Annotated in this window: 17 protein-coding genes; 15 read left to right on the forward strand and 2 right to left on the reverse strand. The window is 43.7% G+C overall.

All coding sequences use genetic code 11. The features are described 5' to 3' along the window. On the reverse strand, nt 1–1197 hold the full coding sequence (gene cls / locus ACSSTM_RS13450) for a cardiolipin synthase (protein ID WP_420734964.1): 1197 nt from the start codon (nt 1195–1197) through the stop codon (nt 1–3). A 143-nt stretch (nt 1198–1340) separates the two neighbouring features. Here cls and ACSSTM_RS13455 point away from each other — a divergent pair, with 143 nt between their 5' ends. The 8 genes from ACSSTM_RS13455 (at nt 1341) to pyrG (ending at nt 10865) form a co-directional block, all read left to right on the forward strand. Next, the gene (locus ACSSTM_RS13455; RefSeq protein WP_034660316.1) at nt 1341–3452 is read left to right on the forward strand and encodes a heterodisulfide reductase-related iron-sulfur binding cluster; all 2112 of its coding nucleotides are present in this window, start codon (nt 1341–1343) and stop codon (nt 3450–3452) included. A 102-nt stretch (nt 3453–3554) separates the two neighbouring features. Further along, nucleotides 3555–4730 carry an acetyl-CoA C-acetyltransferase gene (locus ACSSTM_RS13460; protein ID WP_034660314.1) on the forward strand — a complete coding sequence of 392 codons (1176 nt, stop codon included), beginning with the start codon at nt 3555–3557 and terminating at the stop codon, nt 4728–4730. 19 nt (nt 4731–4749) lie between these two features. Further along, a complete protein-coding gene (locus ACSSTM_RS13465) occupies nt 4750–5613 on the forward strand; it encodes a 3-hydroxybutyryl-CoA dehydrogenase (protein ID WP_034660312.1) in 864 nt (287 codons plus the stop codon). Between the two features lie 11 nt (nt 5614–5624). Then, nucleotides 5625–6737, forward strand: a complete 1113-nt coding sequence (locus ACSSTM_RS13470; RefSeq protein WP_342689274.1) for an acyl-CoA dehydrogenase family protein — start codon at nt 5625–5627, stop codon at nt 6735–6737. 16 nt (nt 6738–6753) lie between these two features. Further along, nucleotides 6754–7896, forward strand: a complete 1143-nt coding sequence (locus ACSSTM_RS13475) for an acyl-CoA dehydrogenase (protein ID WP_034660310.1) — start codon at nt 6754–6756, stop codon at nt 7894–7896. Nucleotides 7897–8041: 145 nt separating this feature from the next. After that, nucleotides 8042–8239, forward strand: coding sequence for a hypothetical protein (locus ACSSTM_RS13480; RefSeq protein ID WP_034660309.1), 198 nt, complete (start codon nt 8042–8044; stop codon nt 8237–8239). 237 nt (nt 8240–8476) lie between these two features. Continuing rightward, entirely contained in the window at nt 8477–9019 is a 543-nt protein-coding gene (rpoE, locus tag ACSSTM_RS13485) for a DNA-directed RNA polymerase subunit delta (RefSeq protein ID WP_034660308.1), read from the forward strand. A 238-nt stretch (nt 9020–9257) separates the two neighbouring features. Further along, nucleotides 9258–10865, forward strand: a complete 1608-nt coding sequence (gene pyrG / locus ACSSTM_RS13490; protein ID WP_034660306.1) for a glutamine hydrolyzing CTP synthase — start codon at nt 9258–9260, stop codon at nt 10863–10865. 40 nt (nt 10866–10905) lie between these two features. Here pyrG and ACSSTM_RS13495 read toward each other — a convergent pair whose 3' ends face one another. Then, the gene (locus tag ACSSTM_RS13495) at nt 10906–11436 is read right to left on the reverse strand and encodes a DUF2529 domain-containing protein (protein ID WP_034660305.1); all 531 of its coding nucleotides are present in this window, start codon (nt 11434–11436) and stop codon (nt 10906–10908) included. A 180-nt stretch (nt 11437–11616) separates the two neighbouring features. Here ACSSTM_RS13495 and ACSSTM_RS13500 point away from each other — a divergent pair, with 180 nt between their 5' ends. From ACSSTM_RS13500 to rpmE, 7 genes are all read left to right on the forward strand, one after another. After that, a complete protein-coding gene (locus tag ACSSTM_RS13500) occupies nt 11617–11991 on the forward strand; it encodes a response regulator (RefSeq protein WP_003214681.1) in 375 nt (124 codons plus the stop codon). A gap of 178 nt (nt 11992–12169) precedes the next feature. Further along, a complete protein-coding gene (locus tag ACSSTM_RS13505) occupies nt 12170–13027 on the forward strand; it encodes a class II fructose-bisphosphate aldolase (protein WP_034660304.1) in 858 nt (285 codons plus the stop codon). A 112-nt stretch (nt 13028–13139) separates the two neighbouring features. Further along, nucleotides 13140–13778 (forward strand): fructose-6-phosphate aldolase, encoded by a 639-nt coding sequence (gene fsa, locus ACSSTM_RS13510; RefSeq protein ID WP_034660303.1) that lies wholly within the window; start codon nt 13140–13142, stop codon nt 13776–13778. A 247-nt stretch (nt 13779–14025) separates the two neighbouring features. Next, the gene (locus ACSSTM_RS13515) at nt 14026–15315 is read left to right on the forward strand and encodes a UDP-N-acetylglucosamine 1-carboxyvinyltransferase (protein ID WP_034660302.1); all 1290 of its coding nucleotides are present in this window, start codon (nt 14026–14028) and stop codon (nt 15313–15315) included. A 32-nt stretch (nt 15316–15347) separates the two neighbouring features. Then, the gene (glpX, locus tag ACSSTM_RS13520; protein ID WP_012011567.1) at nt 15348–16313 is read left to right on the forward strand and encodes a class II fructose-bisphosphatase; all 966 of its coding nucleotides are present in this window, start codon (nt 15348–15350) and stop codon (nt 16311–16313) included. 364 nt (nt 16314–16677) lie between these two features. After that, nucleotides 16678–17961 carry a transcription termination factor Rho gene (gene rho, locus ACSSTM_RS13525; protein WP_106030614.1) on the forward strand — a complete coding sequence of 428 codons (1284 nt, stop codon included), beginning with the start codon at nt 16678–16680 and terminating at the stop codon, nt 17959–17961. Nucleotides 17962–18091: 130 nt separating this feature from the next. Beyond that, nucleotides 18092–18292 carry a 50S ribosomal protein L31 gene (gene rpmE / locus ACSSTM_RS13530; RefSeq protein ID WP_003215407.1) on the forward strand — a complete coding sequence of 67 codons (201 nt, stop codon included), beginning with the start codon at nt 18092–18094 and terminating at the stop codon, nt 18290–18292. The last annotated feature ends 20 nt before the right edge of the window (nt 18293–18312 follow it).

The following is an 18312-nucleotide window of genomic DNA, read 5'->3' on the forward strand; positions in this document are numbered from 1 at the left end:
TTATAAAAAGTACGAGAACATGGCGCCAACCCATTCCAGCGGACGTGACAAAAGCGGACGCTGGGTCAATTTCTCCTCTGTCATAAGCTCAGACACTTCCATGTGCTCTCGAATTTTTTCCTCTACGTGTGCAGTAAAGCCGGCATCATCAATGGCCACGTCTACTTCCTCATTTAGAAACAAGCTGCGTTTATCAAAATTTGCCGTGCTAATCATACAGCGTCTCTGGTCAATTAGAATGGCTTTCGCATGATAAAATCCTTTATAAAAACGATACACAAGGCAGCCAGAGGCAATGAGGTCCTTCAAATAATGAAATCCAGCCTCTTTGACAAGTGGATGATCCGCTTTCATTGGGATGATGATTTCAACCGTGACACCTCGCTCTCGTGCATCAAGCAGTGCACTCAGAAGAGGGGCAGATGGAATAAAGTAAGGCGTACAGATGATGATCTGCTTTCTCGCCTGCTGAATATCTTTGAGAAACAAAGCTTCTAAAGAAAAACCAGCAGTCGCGCGTGTTGTGCATTGTAGTGTTCCCGGTTCCAAAGCAGGAAAAACCTCATATTGCAGCTGATGAATGCCAGATGACCGGTATAAATCATTCAAAAACACATGCTGGAGATCTGCGACAACTTGCCCTGTCATGCGCAAATGATAATCTTTCCAAATGCCAAACTGGCCATTTTTTCCAACATATTCATCGCCAATATTAAACCCGCCAATATAGCCAATCTTTCCATCAATCACCGTAATTTTACGATGATTTCTCATGTTTAACCGATAAATCAAAAAAGGGAAACGAGGCTTATTTAAAAAGTAAAATTGGATGCCGCTTTTTTCTAGCATATCAATGGACTTTTGATCAAACGGATAGGACCCTAGTCGATCGGTCAGCAAAAAGACTGAAACCCCTTGTTCCGCTTTGGCTTTCAGTGCTTGTAAGACCCTTTGGCCAATCTTGTCGTTCTTTACAATAAAGAACATCATATGAATAGAAGAAGAGGCCTGTTGAATATCCGCGAGCAGCTGATCAAAAAATGGTTCGCCATCATGATAAAAAGCTGCATCACCGCTTGTTTTATCAAAAGACCGTTCAAAAGCGCGGGTAGAAAAATATTTCTTTCCCATATAAAGGTCTACCATCACGAGAAAACCGATGGCAATGAGTACGAGTAGGATGATCAATGCGATCATGAAGCTTCCTCCTTTTTTGCATATTTCAATAGTGTACCCAAACGTGTAAAAAATATTGACTGAATGCTCATTCATTATTTATGATAGAGGTACAACATAGAAACGGAACAAAGTGGTTTTTGGGGAATGAAAGGGGGAGCAAGATGAATAGCCTTTTAATAATGAACTTGATCGCATTTGCGGCGGTGACCGCTTACGCTGTGTATTTGTTTATTTATCTCATTCGAACACGAGCGGCGTATATTCGTCTTGGTAAAAAAGAAGAATTTCAACAAGACATGAAGAGACGCTTAGAGCGTGTTTGGGTCAATGTGTTTGGGCAAAAGAAGCTGTTAAAGGACAAGAAGAGCGGCATCATTCATGTGCTGTTTTTCTACGGGTTTATTCTTGTACAGTTCGGAGCCCTTGATTTTATTATGAAGGGACTCGTTCCGGGCAGCGGACTCCCTTTAGGTCCGCTTTACGGTGTCTTTACCTTTTTCCAAGAGGTGGTCACACTTCTCATTTTAGTAGCTGTTGTTTGGGCATTCCATAGAAGGTATGTGGAGAAGCTTGTCCGTTTAAAACGAGGCTTTAAATCAGGTCTAGTGCTTTTATTTATTGGCGGCTTGATGCTGACAGTCTTACTGGGGAACGGGATGAACATCATTTGGCATGGACACTCTCTATCACCAACTGAGCCAATCGCCTCCAGTATTGCTTTCTTGCTGGGCGGAATTTCACCTCTTGCAGCAACGGTCGTTTTTTATGTCGCATGGTGGGTGCATCTCCTTATTTTGCTGACATTCTTAGTATATGTCCCGCAGTCAAAGCACGCTCACCTCATTGCAGGACCGGTGAATGTATTTGCCAGCAGATTAGACCCGCCAGGCAAGCTGCAAAAAATTGATTTTGAAGATGAGACACAAGAGACCTTCGGTGTGGGAAAAATTGAAGACTTCCGTCAGTCACAGCTGATCGACCTTTACGCCTGTGTGGAATGCGGGCGCTGCACAAATATGTGCCCGGCAACAGGAACAGGGAAGATGCTGTCTCCAATGGATTTAATTTTAAGGTTAAGAGATCATTTAACAAATAAAGGGGCCGCCATTACATCGAAGACACCATGGGTCCCGCAGCTTGCCTTCAGGCAGACAACAGGAAATCAGCTGGCGCTGCAGGCGAGAGGAGCAGGTGCAGAGGAATCGGCGGCCAGCTCAATGTATCATCCTTCTCTCATTGGTGAGGTCATTACAGAAGAAGAAATTTGGGCATGTACGACGTGCCGAAACTGTGAAGACCAATGCCCTGTCATGAATGAACACGTCGACAAGATTATTGATATGCGCAGATATCTTGTGCTGACCGAAGGGAAAATGGATGCAGATGCACAGCGTGCCATGACAAGCATTGAGCGCCAAGGGAACCCGTGGGGATTGAACCGGAAAGAAAGAGAAAATTGGCGTGAACTGAGAGAAGATGTGCATGTGCCGACAGTAAAAGAGCTGAAAAAAGCAGATCAAACCTTCGATTATTTATTCTGGGTTGGTTCAATGGGGGCATATGACAATCGAAGCCAAAAAATTGCGCTTGCCTTTGCAAAGCTCCTCAACGAAGCAGGGGTCTCCTTTGCCATCCTAGGCAATAAAGAGAAAAACTCAGGCGATACACCAAGAAGACTTGGAAACGAATTTTTATTCCAAGAGCTTGCTGCAAAAAATATTGAAGAATTCCAGAAAAACGGGGTCACAAAGATCGTCACGATTGATCCGCACGCCTACAATTTATTTAAAAATGAGTATCCAGACTTCGGACTTGAGGCAGAAGTGTACCATCATACAGAATTACTGGCAGAGCTAGTGAAAGAAGGGAAAATAACGCCTGTACATGAAGTGAACGAAGTGATTACCTTCCACGACTCTTGCTACCTAGGCAGATATAACGAAGTGTATGATCCGCCGAGAGACATTTTAAAAGCCATCCCTGGTGTGACGCTGAGAGAAATGAAGCGTCATCGTGAAACCGGTATGTGCTGCGGTGCAGGCGGGGGCTTAATGTGGATGGAAGAAGAGACAGGTACCCGGATTAACACTGCCCGAACGGAGCAGGCGTTACAGGTGCAGCCGTCCATCATCAGCTCAGGATGCCCTTATTGCCTCACCATGCTGGGAGATGGCACGAAGGCGAAGGAAGTAGAGGAGCAGGTAGGCACATTTGATGTCGCAGAACTTCTTGAAAAATCAGTGTTTGGTGAGGCTGGAAAGCAGGTTTCGTAAACAAAACAGGCCGATGAATAGGATATTCATCGGCTTATACATGGCGCTGTACATCAGCTGCCTAGATAATATGTAAGCGGTAACAAACGGGAGGGGACATACATGAGTAAGACGGTCATTGTATCTGGAGCAAGAACACCATTTGGAAAACTAGGCGGTGCTTTCAGTGGGTTGACTGCCGCAGAACTAGGCGGAATAGCGATCAAAGCTGCGCTGGAAAGAGTACGGGATTCACATTTTGTGGATGAGGTCATCATGGGAAGTGTTTTGCAGGGAGGACAAGGTCAGATTCCTTCAAGGCAAGCAGCAAGAAATGCTGATCTTCCATGGTCCGTTCCGACGCAAACTATCAATAAAGTCTGTGCATCAGGAATGCGCAGTGTGAGCACAGCAGATCAAATCATTCGAGCTGGAGATGCTGAGGTCATCGTAGCAGGCGGTATGGAGTCCATGTCACACGCACCTTATTTGCTAAAAAAAGCGCGATGGGGCTACAAAATGGGAGATGGTGCGGTACAAGATGCGATGATTTTAGATGGATTAACCTGTTCATTTACAGGCGTTCATATGGGTGAGTATGGGAGCATGGCTGCAAAGGAGCTTGGTATCACGCGGGAAGAGCAAGACCTTTGGGCACTAAGAAGTCATGAACGGGCCATCGAAGCGCAGAAAAACGGCTTTTTTCAACAGGAAATCACCCCAGTCACCGTCAAGACGAAAACGGGAGAGCGGCTGATCACAGAAGATGAATCCCCGCGGCGTGATACGTCATATGAACGACTGTCAAAGCTCATGCCTGTTTTTGATCAAACGGGTACCATTACCGCTGGAAATGCACCAGGTGTCAATGATGGAGCAAGTACGCTTCTTTTAATGAAAGACACATATGCGGAGCAGCATGACGTAAAGCCAATGGCAGTCGTGCTTGGGCATACGCAGGTAGCCGTAGAGGCAAAGGATTTTCCGAAAACACCAGCCTTTGCCATCGAGAAAATTTTACAGAAAACAGGCAAGCGTCTAGAAGATATCGATCTATTTGAAATCAATGAAGCCTTCTCAGCAGTTGCGCTGGCATGTGAAAAAATAACCGGGCTGGACCGGCGGAAAATGAATATCAACGGTGGTGCAGTTGCGCTTGGTCATCCCATTGGGGCAAGCGGAACACGTATCATCTTGACCTTGATTCATGCATTGAAACAAAGAGGCGGAGGCATTGGCATCGCGGCGATTTGCAGTGGAGGCGGTCAAGGAGATGCCATCATGATAAAGGTAGATTAAAAGGGAGGCGTTCATCGTCATGAGTACAGAAGAGACCGTCATGGTCGTTGGAGCAGGTCAAATGGGATCAGGCATTGCCCAAGTTTTTGCTCAGTCAGGCTACACAGTCCTGCTGCATGATGCATCTGAAAAGCAGATTCATCGAGCCATTTCCTCCATGACCAAACAACTGACGAAACGAGCAGAAAAAGGAAAGCTGGCCCATCAGGCAGTCCGAGATATTACGCAGCGGCTTGCCGTTTCCACAGATTTAAAGGACGTGCAGCAGGCTCATTTAGTGATTGAAGCTGTATCTGAACAAATGAGTGTGAAGAAACAAATCTTTGAAACACTTGATCAATTTGCAGAGGCGAAGACGATATTTGCAACAAACACATCTTCCTTGTCAATCACAGAATTAGCAGCTGTTACGGGGAGACCGGAGCAAGTGATTGGCATGCATTTTATGAATCCGGTGCCTGTCATGAAACTGGTTGAGGTCATTCGAGCGCTGCAAACAAGTGACGACACGTATCAAATCGTTTATGAAACAGCAAAGACATTAAATAAAACCCCAATTGAAGTGGAAGACTTCCCAGGGTTTGTATCAAATCGCATATTGATGCCAATGATCAATGAAGCCATTTACACCCTTTATGAAGGCGTGGCAGATGCAGAGAGCATTGACGGGGTCATGACGCTTGGAATGAATCACCCAATGGGGCCGCTTCGTCTCGCTGATTTCATCGGACTAGATACATGTTTATTTATTATGAATACCCTTCATGAAGGACTTGGGGATAGCAAATACCGACCTTGTCCTCTTTTGAAAAAATACGTAAATGCAGGCTGGCTGGGCAAAAAGACAATGAGAGGTTTTTACACATACCACGACCACTCATAGGGGGAGTCAAGATGGATGTTTTGCTTACGGATCAACAGCGTCTCTGGAGAGAACAGGCAGCAGAATTTGCAAGACAGCGTGTATTCCCTGAAGTGGAAGCCATGGAACAAGGTCAGTTCCCAAGAACACTTTTAGCTGAAATGGGACGCCAAGGCTTTCTAGGAATTCCAATACCAGCTTCGTATCAAGGCTTAGGAGCAGATTTTACAACATATATCATTGCGATTCATGAATTATCCAAAGTGAGTGCGACTATCGGTGTCATTGTGTCCGTTCATACATCTGTTGTGACGATGCCTATTTTGGTTTTTGGAACGAATGAGCAAAAAAAATCCTATGTTCCGCTGCTTGCATCCGGGCAGAAACTGGGGGCATTTTGCCTGACTGAACCCAAGGCTGGCTCAGATGCCTCCAGTATTCAGTTAAGAGCGGAGCGGGCAGATGACCACTATGTGTTAAATGGTACGAAAATGTTTATTACAAGCGGCGGGGAAGCAGAACTGTATCTTGTCTTTGCAGTGACAGACCCTGCCTCTGCGAAAAAAAATATATCGGCGTTCATTGTCGAAAAAGATACACCAGGATTTACGATCGGAAAAGATGAGAAAAAGATGGGACTGCACGGGTCAAAAACAGTCACGCTTCATTTTGATGGTGTGCGGATTCCAAAGCAGCAGCTGCTCGGTGCAGAAGGAGAGGGCTTTCACATAGCCATGTCTAGTTTAAATGCGGGGAGAATCGGTATCTCGGCTCAAAGCCTCGGCATTGCAGAAGCCGCTTTAACTGAAGCAGTGACGTATTTAAAGCAGCACCCAGCAGGTCTAGAAACGACCATTCGGCTGGGTGATTTGGCGGCGAAGCTTGAAGCAGCCAAGCTGCTCGTTTATCAAGCGGCTTCTTATAAAGAGGCGAATCGTCCGGTCACAAAGGAAGCATCAATGGCAAAGCTATTTGCGTCTAAAACGGCAGTTGAGATCAGTACAGAAGCGATCCAATTGCTCGGCATGGACGGTTATACGAATCGCTATCAAACAGAACGTTACTTTCGTGATGCGAAAGTTTGTGAAATCTACGAAGGAACAAGTGAAATTCAAAGGCTGGTCATTTGTAAACAGCTAATATGAAACGAGGTGGCTCATGATGCAGTTTCAATTAAGTGATGAACATGAAATGATCCGAAAAATGGTGAGAGATTTTGCGAAAAATGAAGTAGAGCCAACAGCAGCAGAGCGGGACGAGACAGAAACGTATGATCCAGCTATTTTTCGCCAGATGGCGGAGCTCGGTTTAACGGGTATCCCTTGGCCGGAAGAGGTAGGCGGGATCGGCAGTGACTATTTAGCATACGTCATCGCAGTTGAGGAGCTTTCAAGAGTGTGCGCCTCTACAGGTGTCACCCTCTCCGCTCACACCTCTCTCGCCTCGTGGCCCATCTATACTTTCGGAACAGATGAACAAAAGGAGACCTATTTAAAGCCGCTTGCAGAAGGACAGAAGGTAGGGGCATATGCACTCACTGAGAGCGGTTCAGGTTCAGATGCCGGTGGAATGAAGACAACGGCAGTAAAGGCAGGCAGTGAATACGTCCTGAACGGTGCGAAAATCTTTATTACAAATGGCGGCATTGCGGATTATTATATTGTGTTTGCCGTGACAGACCAAGAAGCTGCATCTCGAAATACAACCGCCTTTATTGTAGAAAAAGAGACCCCCGGGTTCTCGGTTGGCAAAAAGGAAAGCAAACTGGGCATCCGCTCATCGCCAACGACTGAAATTCGATTTGAAGATTGCCGGATTCATGAAAGGAACCGGCTCGGACAAGAAGGAGAAGGATTCAAAATAGCCATGATGACGCTCGATGGCGGTAGAAACGGTATTGCTGCTCAGGCTGTTGGGATTGCACAAGGCGCTCTTGATGCGGCGGTCCATTATGCGAAGGAGCGCAAGCAATTTGGCAAACCAATCATACAGCAGCAAGGGATCGCTTTTAAGCTGGCAGATATGGCAACTGCAATTGAAGCCTCCAGGCTGCTTACTTATCAGGCAGCATGGCTTGAAACGAAAGGGTTTCCGTATGGAAAGGAATCAGCTATGTCAAAGCTCTTTGCTGGAGATACAGCCATGAAAGTAACAACAGAAGCCGTTCAAATCTTCGGCGGCTACGGTTATACAAAGGATTACCCAGTCGAACGATACATGCGAGATGCGAAAATCACTCAAATTTATGAAGGCACACAAGAAATCCAGCGCCTAGTCATCTCGCGCAAACTGCTAGATATGTAGAAACCAAGCAAAGACCACCTGACGTGAGGTGGTCTGTTTTGGTGCGATAATCAGTTCTTAAATGTGAAATCATTTCCAATATTGTCCCATGCTACCTTATCAATATGATAAAATGTGCAAAAGTATCAATATGGAGGTTATCATAATGAACACAACATTTATGGGTATTTTAGGATTAGTCACGATGATCATATGGATTATGGTCTCCACAGAGCTTTCAAAGTCTCCAAAAAAGAAGGAAGAAAAAGAAAACAGCCGCAGAAAACTATTTGTCCTCATGCCTGCGGGAATGGTATGTACGATTGCTATCGTTATCTTATTCATTCAGAGAATCCAGTTTTAAAATAGAGATGGACAAACTAAAAGACAAAAAGCATACCGTACACAAAAGCCAGACCAATTTCACGCAGATGGTGCGCCCCATGAGAAAAAATCAAAAATTAACATGATTAAAGGTGGCATAAACTCCTCTAATTTGTTTATAATGAGAGGTATGGTTTGTCGTAAAAATAAGGGATAAACACTTATTATTTCACTGATAAATGGATACATACATGTAATAGAAAGGGAGTGTCTGACCTTGAGTTTGAAAGAATACTCACAGGAGCAGCTCAAGCACATGTCTTTAGTTGAACTTGCATATGAAATTTTCAGAGACAGCAAAACACCGATTACGTTTTCCGAGTTAATAGATGAAATGGTCCGTTTACAAGGGATACAAAAATCTGATCTTGATGATCGACTTGCTCAATTTTATACAGACTTAAATATAGATGGCCGCTTTATTTCGTTAGGTGATCAGAGATGGGGACTTCGCAGCTGGTATCCAGTTGATCAAATCGAAGAAGAAGTTCAGCCAGCTGTGAAAACAAAAGCGAAAAAGAAAAAAACAAAAGCAGCTGTCGTTGAAGAAGACTTCGATGAAATTGAAGAGGAAGAAGAAATCGAAGAGCTTGAAGAAGATCTTGATCTTGTTGAAGACGACGATGATCTCGACCTAGACGATGATGAGGAAATTGACGAAGATATAGAAGACTTCGACGAAGACGATGACGACGAAGATGATGACGGCTTAACAGAAATTGACGAAGACGATTTAGACGATAATAAGGAAGAAAAATAACCCTCACAAACCGGTCCTCAAAACAGGACAAAACCGTCTTGACTTTCGAGAGCGAACTATGTAGTATGTATTTTGGGCTCTCTAAAAAGAGTACGTAAAGATACGTTCATTTACGCTCCCTTTCATTTATTTGAAAGGGAGCTTTCTTATTTTTCAAGAGATTTAGGGATACACTCTAAAAAGGATGAAGCTGTGCATGTCTAGTCATGCAAGGGTAAAAAAGAGAGGAGCATACGAAATGACAAAGTATATTTTTGTAACAGGAGGAGTTGTTTCCTCACTTGGAAAAGGGATCACGGCTGCATCGTTAGGCCGCCTTCTGAAAAATAGAGGGATGGATGTCACCATTCAAAAATTCGATCCATATATCAACGTAGACCCAGGGACGATGAGTCCATATCAGCACGGTGAGGTCTTCGTCACAGATGACGGTGCTGAAACAGACCTTGACTTAGGTCACTACGAGCGCTTCATTGATATTAACTTAAATAAGTACAGCAACGTCACAACGGGTAAAATCTACTCTACTGTTCTGAAGAAAGAGCGCCGAGGCGACTATTTAGGCGGAACCGTACAGGTTATTCCCCATATTACAAATGAAATCAAAGATCGCGTGTACCGTGCCGGAAAAGAAACAGGTGCAGATGTGGTCATTACAGAAATCGGCGGAACAGTAGGAGACATCGAATCCCTTCCTTTCCTTGAAGCGATTCGTCAAATGAAGAGTGACATTGGCCGTGAAAACGTGATGTACATTCATTGTACCCTTGTTCCTTACATCCGAGCAGCAGGTGAACTGAAAACAAAACCAACACAGCATAGTGTAAAAGAACTCCGCAGCCTTGGTATCCAGCCAAACGTTATTGTGGTCAGAACTGAAATGCCAATGACCCAAGACATGAAGGACAAAATTGCGTTATTCTGTGATATTGATACAAAAGCTGTTATCGAATGTCAGGATGCAGACACGCTGTACTCTATTCCGCTTGATTTACAAAAACAAGGACTAGACAAGCTTGTATGTGAACATATGAAACTTGACTGCCAAGATGCAGACATGACGGAGTGGACAGCGCTAGTCGATAAAGTACAAAATCTCTCAAAACAAGTCACAATTGGTCTAGTAGGAAAATATGTTGAACTGCAAGATGCATACATTTCTGTCGTTGAATCACTTCGCCATGCTGGTTATGCATTTGATGCAGACGTTCAAATCAAATGGATCAATGCAGAAGAAGTGACAGCAAAAAATATGGCTGATTTCGCGCAAGATGTAGACGGCATCATCGTTCCTGGAGGCTTCGGAGACCGCGGAGTGGAAGGGAAAATCATTGCTACACAATATGCCCGTGAAAACAAAGTGCCATTCTTCGGAATCTGCTTAGGAATGCAAGTTGCGTCGATCGAATATGCGAGAAACGTACTAGGCCTTGAGGGAGCTCATTCAGCGGAAATTGATCCTGAAACAGCATTCCCAATCATTGACCTTCTCCCAGAACAGAAGGATGTAGATGATCTAGGCGGAACACTTCGTCTTGGTCTGTATCCATGTAAATTAAATGAAGACTCAAAAGCATTTGCTGCATACAATGACGAAGTGGTCTACGAACGCCACCGTCATCGCTATGAGTTTAATAATGAATTCAGACAGCAAATGGAAGCCGCAGGCTTTGTCTTCTCTGGTACAAGCCCAGACGGACGTCTTGTTGAAATTATCGAGCTGAAGGATCATCCTTGGTTCCTTGCTTCTCAGTTCCACCCAGAATTCGTCTCAAGACCGACAAGACCACAGCCATTATTTAGAGATTTCGTTGGTGCTTCACTGCAAGCATCTGAATCAAAATAAATTAAAAACTGCCGAGAATATGATCTTCTCGGCAGTTTTTTTATTCATATTCCTCAACGATTTCTTTCACAGTAAACGATAGAGCGTGGTAGACGTATAAGCATGTCATTAAAGCAGGATAACCGAACCTTGTTCCGTCATCAGCGGGCACAAGCGGTTTCTTGAGCTGAAAATCAATGTGGACATCACAATGCTCTTCAATCATGGACGGCTCCTTTTGTGCTGGACCGACACCAACAATGGGCGTACCTTGAGCGTGCAGCTCTTTTACAAGAGATTGAATCTCCTCGTCTTCTGGGTCTGAATAAAATAGCAGCACCCTGTCACTTGGATGAAGCAAGCTGAGCTCCGTTTGATCAAGCGGCAGTACTTTCGCACCTGGAAATGGCTCCTTGCTTTCAGTTGCCTCTAGGGCTACAGCAGCCAGTTCATTCTTTCCGTGAAAATAAACAGCATGTCCACTGACAACGGCTTGTGCAAGAAGGCGTGCACCATCCTCGATCGCTTCAGCCTGCTTTTCTCCAATACGTGAAAAAATACCTGATAACTGGGTCGTGAAAATTTTTAACAAGACTGATTTCCTCCTTCGGTCAGATCATTTTATAATAGAATATAAAGAGAATATTAGGAAAAATGCTCAGAAAATGTCGTAAAGTAAACTATTATAAATAAAGGAAATGTGAAAATCAAACAGAATTATTTAACAACAGCTCTTTTTATGGCGAAAAATGAAAGCAATGGGGTGTAACAGATGAATGAGAAAATTTTAATTGTCGATGATCAATACGGTATTAGAATATTATTGAATGAAGTGTTTCATAAAGAAGGCTATCAAACCTTCCAAGCAGCCAATGGACTTCAGGCGTTAGATATTGTGAAAAATCATAGACCAAACCTTGTCCTGCTTGATATGAAGATTCCCGGAATGGATGGTATTGAAATTTTAAAACGCATGAAATTAATTGATGAAGACATCCGTGTCATCATTATGACAGCCTATGGCGAATTAGACATGATCCAAGAATCAAAAGAACTCGGTGCATTGACTCACTTTGCGAAACCATTTGATATTGATGAAATCCGAGATGCTGTCAAAGAATACTTGCCGCTCGAAACAAATGGTTAGATGGAAATGATTGAATCGAGTCATTCTGTTGCCGATTTGTCGAATAATTGGTATCCTAGATAAGAAGAAGAAAGCGATCTGACTTTGAAAGTTTACATATGGCGAGAAATTCTGGTCATGCTAGGGTGGAGAGCTTTTTTTAGTAAGCAAATTAGCTACATAGGGAGGATTTTTCATCATGCCTTTAGTTTCAATGACAGAAATGTTGAAAGACGCAAAGGAAAAAGGTTACGCTGTTGGACAGTTTAACTTAAATAATTTAGAATTCACGCAAGCGATTTTACAAGCTGCTGAAGAAGAGAAATCTCCAGTTATCTTAGGAGTATCTGAAGGAGCAGGACGCTACATGGGCGGCTTCAAAACAGTTGTCGCAATGGTTAAAGCGTTAATCGAAGAATATAATGTAACAGTTCCTGTTGCGATTCATTTAGATCACGGTTCAAGCTTTGAATCTTGTGCAAAAGCAATCCATGCAGGATTTACTTCTGTCATGATCGACGCTTCTCACCACCCATTCGATGAGAACGTAGCAACAACTGCGAAAGTAGTTGAGCTTGCACATTTCCACGGTGTATCTGTAGAAGCTGAGCTTGGAACTGTTGGCGGACAAGAAGACGACGTCATCGCTGAGGGCGTTATTTATGCTGATCCAAAAGAATGCCAAGAGCTTGTAGAACGCACTGGCATTGACTGCCTTGCACCTGCACTAGGTTCAGTTCATGGTCCATACAAAGGTGAACCAAACCTTGGTTTCGCTGAAATGGAAGAAATTGGTAAAATGACAGGCCTTCCACTTGTTCTTCATGGCGGAACAGGTATCCCAACTGCTGACATCAAGCGTTCAATTTCACTTGGTACAGCAAAAATAAATGTAAACACTGAAAACCAAATTGCTTCTGCGAAAGCAGTACGCGAAACACTTGCTGCAAAAACAGAAGAGTATGATCCACGTAAATATCTTGGACCAGCTCGTGACGCAATTAAAGCGACTGTTATCGGCAAAATGCGCGAATTTGGTTCTTCTAACCAAGCATAATTTGATGAGAACCGAAAGCCGCCTGAGTCACAGGCGGTTTTCTCCATATCTTGAGAAAGCGCAATCAAAATTTACATTTCAGACAATTTATTGATAGGAGAGTGGCACGGTTATGTTATTTTTCGTAGATACAGCGAATATCGCAGACATCAAAGAGGCGCACGAGCTTGGCATTTTAGCAGGCGTCACAACAAACCCTAGTTTAGTAGCGAAAGAAAAGGACGTATCATTCCACGACCGTCTTCGCGAAATCACTGACGTCGTATCAGGTTCTGTCAGTGCAGAAGTGATTTCCCTTAAAGCAGAGGAAATGATTGAAGAAGGAAAAGAGCTTGCTGCCATCGCACCAAATATCACGGTCAAAGTACCGATGACAACAGATGGCCTTAAAGCTGTCAAAGCGTTAACAGACCTTGGTATTAAAACAAACGTCACTTTGATTTTTAGTGCAAACCAGGCATTGCTTGCAGCTAGAGCTGGTGCAACGTATGTCTCTCCATTCCTCGGCCGCTTAGATGACATTGGCCAAAATGGTCTCGATCTCATCAGCGAAGTGAAAACCATTTTTGATGTTCACGGATTAGATACACAAATCATTGCTGCATCCATTCGTCACCCGCAGCACGTGACAGAAGCTGCGCTTAGAGGTGCTCATATCGGCACAATGCCGCTGAAAGTCATCAAGCAGCTGACAAAACACCCGTTAACGGATGCAGGCATTGAGCAATTTTTAGCAGACTGGAATAAATAAGTGATTGTGGCATGCGGGATTGTCTCCCGTTTGCCGCAGTTTTCCTTAAAAACGCTAAGAAATGTTTTGTGCAAAGAAGAGAACATCACAGCCTCGCAAAGCTTCGATTATTTTTCTTCCGACAAATTTCGTTTAACCTGTATTCTTTCTCTTGATATTGGCTAAATTTTGGACAAGACCTTTTAAAGCGCGACATCCACAAACAGTATAACTCCAACAGTGATCTTCTTTAAGAAGGGAGACAAATATGGAAAAGTTAAACATTGCCGGCGGTGACCCTTTGCGCGGGACCGTACATATTAGTGGTGCGAAAAATAGTGCAGTGGCACTGATTCCTGCCACGATTCTCGCTGATTCTCCAGTAACCATTGAGGGCCTTCCGCATATTTCAGATATTGACACATTACGAGATCTGTTAGAAGAGATTGGCGGAAAGGTTACGTTTGAAAAAGGTGAAATGATCGTCAATCCTTCTTCCATGATCAGTATGCCGCTTCCTAATGGAAAGGTGAAGAAACTGCGTGCATCCTATTATTTAATGGGAGCCATGCTCGGCAGGTTCAAGCAGGCTGTCATCGGACTGCCAGGAGGATGTCACTTAGGACCTAGGCCGATCGATCAGCATATCAAAGGCTTTGAAGCACTTGGTGCCGAGGTGACAAACGAGCAGGGTGCGATTTATTTGCGCGCTGAAAAATTAGTCGGAGCTCGTATTTACCTTGATGTTGTCAGTGTAGGTGCGACCATCAATATCATGCTGGCAGCCGTACTGGCTGAAGGAAAAACGGTGATTGAAAATGCCGCAAAAGAACCCGAAATTATTGATGTAGCGACACTGCTTGCAAGCATGGGAGCCAAAATCAAAGGTGCGGGTACTGATGTGATTCGAATCGAAGGTGTAGAATCTCTTCATGGCTGTAAGCATTCCATCATCCCTGACCGCATAGAAGCAGGCACATTTTTAATTGCTGGTGCTGCGATGGGAGATGAAGTTGTTCTTGATAATGTGATCCCAACTCATTTAGAATCAATTACGGCGAAACTTAGAGAAATGGGGTTCACCATTGAAACGAGCAACGATCAGATGCTGATCGTTGGCAGAAACGAAGGACTCAAGCCTGTCGATATCAAAACCCTTGTGTATCCGGGCTTTCCGACTGACCTTCAGCAGCCGATGACGGCGCTCTTAACAAAGGCGAAAGGCACGAGTGTGGTCACAGATACGATCTACTCAGCCCGCTTTAAGCACATTGACGAATTGCGTCGAATGGGTGCAAACATGAAGGTCGAAGGTAGATCTGCCATTATAACTGGGCAAACGCAGCTTCAAGGAGCAAAGGTCAAAGCAAGTGACCTTCGTGCAGGTGCTTGTCTCGTCGTTGCAGGGTTAATGGCAGACGGTGTGACCGAAATCACAGGGCTTGAACATATAGACAGAGGATATAGTTTGCTTGAGAAGAAGCTTGAAGGCTTGGGTGCAACCATCTGGCGTGAAAAGCTGAATGACCAAGAAATAGAAGAACTTCAAAATTCGTAAGGCTTTGACTGTGAGAGGAGATTTGGACAAAAATGGAAAGAAGTTTATCGATGGAACTAGTACGGGTGACAGAAGCAGCCGCATTAAAATCTGCCCGTTGGATGGGAAGAGGATTAAAAGACGAAGCAGATGATGCTGCAACAAGTGCAATGCGTGATGTATTTGATACCATTCCGATGAAAGGAACAGTGGTCATTGGCGAGGGAGAAATGGACGAAGCACCAATGCTTTATATTGGGGAAAAGCTTGGGAACGGATACGGACCCCGCGTGGATGTTGCTGTTGATCCGTTAGAAGGAACAAATATTGTGGCAAGCGGCGGCTGGAATGCCTTAGCTGTTATTGCGGTTGCAGATCATGGCAACCTGCTGAATGCACCTGATATGTACATGGATAAGATCGCAGTAGGTCCAGAAGCGGTAGGCTGCATCGACATCGAAGCGCCTGTCATTGATAATCTTCGCGCTGTGGCAAAAGCAAAAAACAAAGATATTGAAGATGTCGTTGCAACGATTTTAAACAGAGATCGACATGAGAAAATTATTGCTGAACTGAGAGAAGCAGGAGCAAGAATTAAACTGATCGATGATGGTGACGTTGCAGGAGCTATTAATACAGCATTTGATCACACAGGTGTTGATATTCTATTTGGTTCAGGCGGAGCGCCAGAAGGTGTCCTTTCTGCTGTTGCGTTAAAGGCACTTGGTGGTGAAATCCACGGAAAGCTTCTTCCTCAAAGTGAAGAAGAACTAAGACGCTGTGAGAAAATGGGGCTGGATGTTGGCAAAGTCCTAAGAATGGAAGACCTTGTAAAAGGTGATGATGCCATTTTTGCAGCGACTGGTGTAACAGACGGCGAGCTATTAAAAGGTGTTCAATTCAAAGGCTCTGTTGGAACAACACATAGTGTTGTTATGCGTGCGAAATCGGGTACAGTTCGTTTCGTAGACGGCAGACACAGCTTAAAGAAAAAACCGAATCTTGTCATTCGTCCGTAATCTGAAAGCGGGTATTCATTACCCGCTTTTCATATAGGTGTCAAATGTATATCATTTTCTTTTTAAAGTTGAATATTCTCTGCAAATGAGGTAAAACTAAAGAGTGCTGCGAAATTTTCTGCGAATTTACTTCTTTTAAGCTTCAACAAGTTTAAAACTGCCGCATCATGACGATATACTCATTATCCTTCTCTATGTTGACAAAGCTCAATTTCACATTGTTCCTATCTTTTAAGATAAAACGAGTGGGAGCGTTACCATGAGAGCGAGGTCATTCCAACAAAAACGGAATTAAAAGCTAATCAAATACATTGGTCATGCATTTGTAATGAAATACATTGACTAGAAAAGTGTGGTGTCCATATTGAAAGATGTTTCGATTTCATCTTTGGAAAATATGAAATTAAAAGAGCTGTATGAGTTAGCAAAAAAATACAAAATCTCTTATTACAGCAAACTAACAAAAAAAGAATTAATTTTTGCCATCTTAAAGGCGAACGCTGAGCAAGAGGATCTCTTATTTATGGAAGGGGTTCTTGAAATTATTCAGTCTGAGGGATTTGGTTTCTTAAGACCAATTAACTACTCTCCAAGTTCTGAAGACATTTATATTTCAGCTTCACAAATCAGACGCTTTGATTTACGAAACGGAGATAAGGTGTCTGGAAAGGTACGACCTCCAAAAGAGAATGAACGCTACTATGGCCTCCTTCATGTAGAAGCGGTAAATGGGGACGACCCAGAATCAGCTAAGGAACGTGTTCACTTTCCTGCACTCACGCCGCTATTCCCTGATCGTCAAATGATTCTTGAAACACAGCCTAATCACCTGTCTACTAGAATTATGGATATGATGGCGCCAGTTGGATTTGGGCAGCGTGGTTTAATTGTTGCACCGCCTAAGGCTGGGAAAACCATTTTGCTCAAAGAAATTGCCAACAGCATTTCTGTAAATCACCCAGAGTCAGAGCTGATTGTCCTTTTGATTGACGAACGCCCGGAGGAAGTAACAGATATCGAACGTTCTGTTGCAGGGGATGTTGTTAGTTCAACCTTTGACGAAGTACCGGAAAACCACATTAAAGTAGCAGAGCTTGTATTAGAGCGTGCCATGCGTCTTGTTGAACATAAGAAAGATGTCATCATCTTAATGGACAGCATCACAAGGCTTGCTCGTGCATACAACCTTGTCATCCCGCCAAGCGGCCGAACGCTTTCCGGCGGTATTGATCCAGCGGCTTTCCACCGTCCAAAACGCTTCTTTGGTGCTGCGCGTAACATTGAAGAAGGAGGAAGCTTGACGATTTTAGCCACTGCGCTTGTGGATACGGGATCACGTATGGATGATGTGATTTATGAGGAGTTTAAGGGAACGGGGAACATGGAGCTTCATTTGGACCGATCTCTTGCAGAAAGAAGAATTTTCCCAGCGATCGACATTCGTCGTTCTGGTACGAGAAAAGAAGAACTGCTTGTACCAAAAGAGCATCTTGACCGTCTATGGGCGATGAGAAAATCAATGTCAGATACACCTGACTTTGCTGAGAAGTTCATGCGCAAAATGAGAAAAACAAAGACAAACCAAGAATTTTTCGATATTTTAACGCAAGAATGGAAACAAGCGAACATGTCTGCATCAAGAAGATAGCTTGTTGAAAAAATACATTTGCAATCATAGACTCACACTGTTATAATTTCATCATGTGCGTTTCAGAATTTATTCTGAGATATTAACTCTGTTTCCGAATTGGATTCAGGGCGGAAGGAGATGACAGTAGATGAAAACAGGAATTCATCCTAACTACAAAAAAGCTACAGTCAAATGCGCTTGTGGAAATGAGTTTGAAACTGGATCAGTAAAAGAAGAGGTACGCATCGAGATTTGCTCTGAGTGCCATCCTTTCTATACAGGCCGTCAAAAATTCGCTTCTGCTGATGGACGTGTTGACCGCTTTAACAAAAAATACGGTCTTAAGTAATAATAGATACAATAAACAGG

The sequence above is a fragment of the Bacillus sp. RK1064 genome, assembly GCF_051488405.1.
Taxonomy (GTDB): domain Bacteria; phylum Bacillota; class Bacilli; order Bacillales; family Bacillaceae; genus Bacillus.

Coding starts and splice junctions, on each gene's coding strand:
- cls (WP_420734964.1), bottom strand. CDS start 1,197: ATGATCGCATTGATCATCCTACTCGTACTCATTGCCATCGGTTTTCTC.
- ACSSTM_RS13455 (WP_034660316.1), top strand. CDS start 1,341: ATGAATAGCCTTTTAATAATGAACTTGATCGCATTTGCGGCGGTGACC.
- ACSSTM_RS13460 (WP_034660314.1), top strand. CDS start 3,555: ATGAGTAAGACGGTCATTGTATCTGGAGCAAGAACACCATTTGGAAAA.
- ACSSTM_RS13465 (WP_034660312.1), top strand. CDS start 4,750: ATGAGTACAGAAGAGACCGTCATGGTCGTTGGAGCAGGTCAAATGGGA.
- ACSSTM_RS13470 (WP_342689274.1), top strand. CDS start 5,625: ATGGATGTTTTGCTTACGGATCAACAGCGTCTCTGGAGAGAACAGGCA.
- ACSSTM_RS13475 (WP_034660310.1), top strand. CDS start 6,754: ATGCAGTTTCAATTAAGTGATGAACATGAAATGATCCGAAAAATGGTG.
- ACSSTM_RS13480 (WP_034660309.1), top strand. CDS start 8,042: ATGAACACAACATTTATGGGTATTTTAGGATTAGTCACGATGATCATA.
- pyrG (WP_034660306.1), top strand. CDS start 9,258: ATGACAAAGTATATTTTTGTAACAGGAGGAGTTGTTTCCTCACTTGGA.
- ACSSTM_RS13500 (WP_003214681.1), top strand. CDS start 11,617: ATGAATGAGAAAATTTTAATTGTCGATGATCAATACGGTATTAGAATA.
- ACSSTM_RS13505 (WP_034660304.1), top strand. CDS start 12,170: ATGCCTTTAGTTTCAATGACAGAAATGTTGAAAGACGCAAAGGAAAAA.
- fsa (WP_034660303.1), top strand. CDS start 13,140: ATGTTATTTTTCGTAGATACAGCGAATATCGCAGACATCAAAGAGGCG.
- ACSSTM_RS13515 (WP_034660302.1), top strand. CDS start 14,026: ATGGAAAAGTTAAACATTGCCGGCGGTGACCCTTTGCGCGGGACCGTA.
- glpX (WP_012011567.1), top strand. CDS start 15,348: ATGGAAAGAAGTTTATCGATGGAACTAGTACGGGTGACAGAAGCAGCC.
- rpmE (WP_003215407.1), top strand. CDS start 18,092: ATGAAAACAGGAATTCATCCTAACTACAAAAAAGCTACAGTCAAATGC.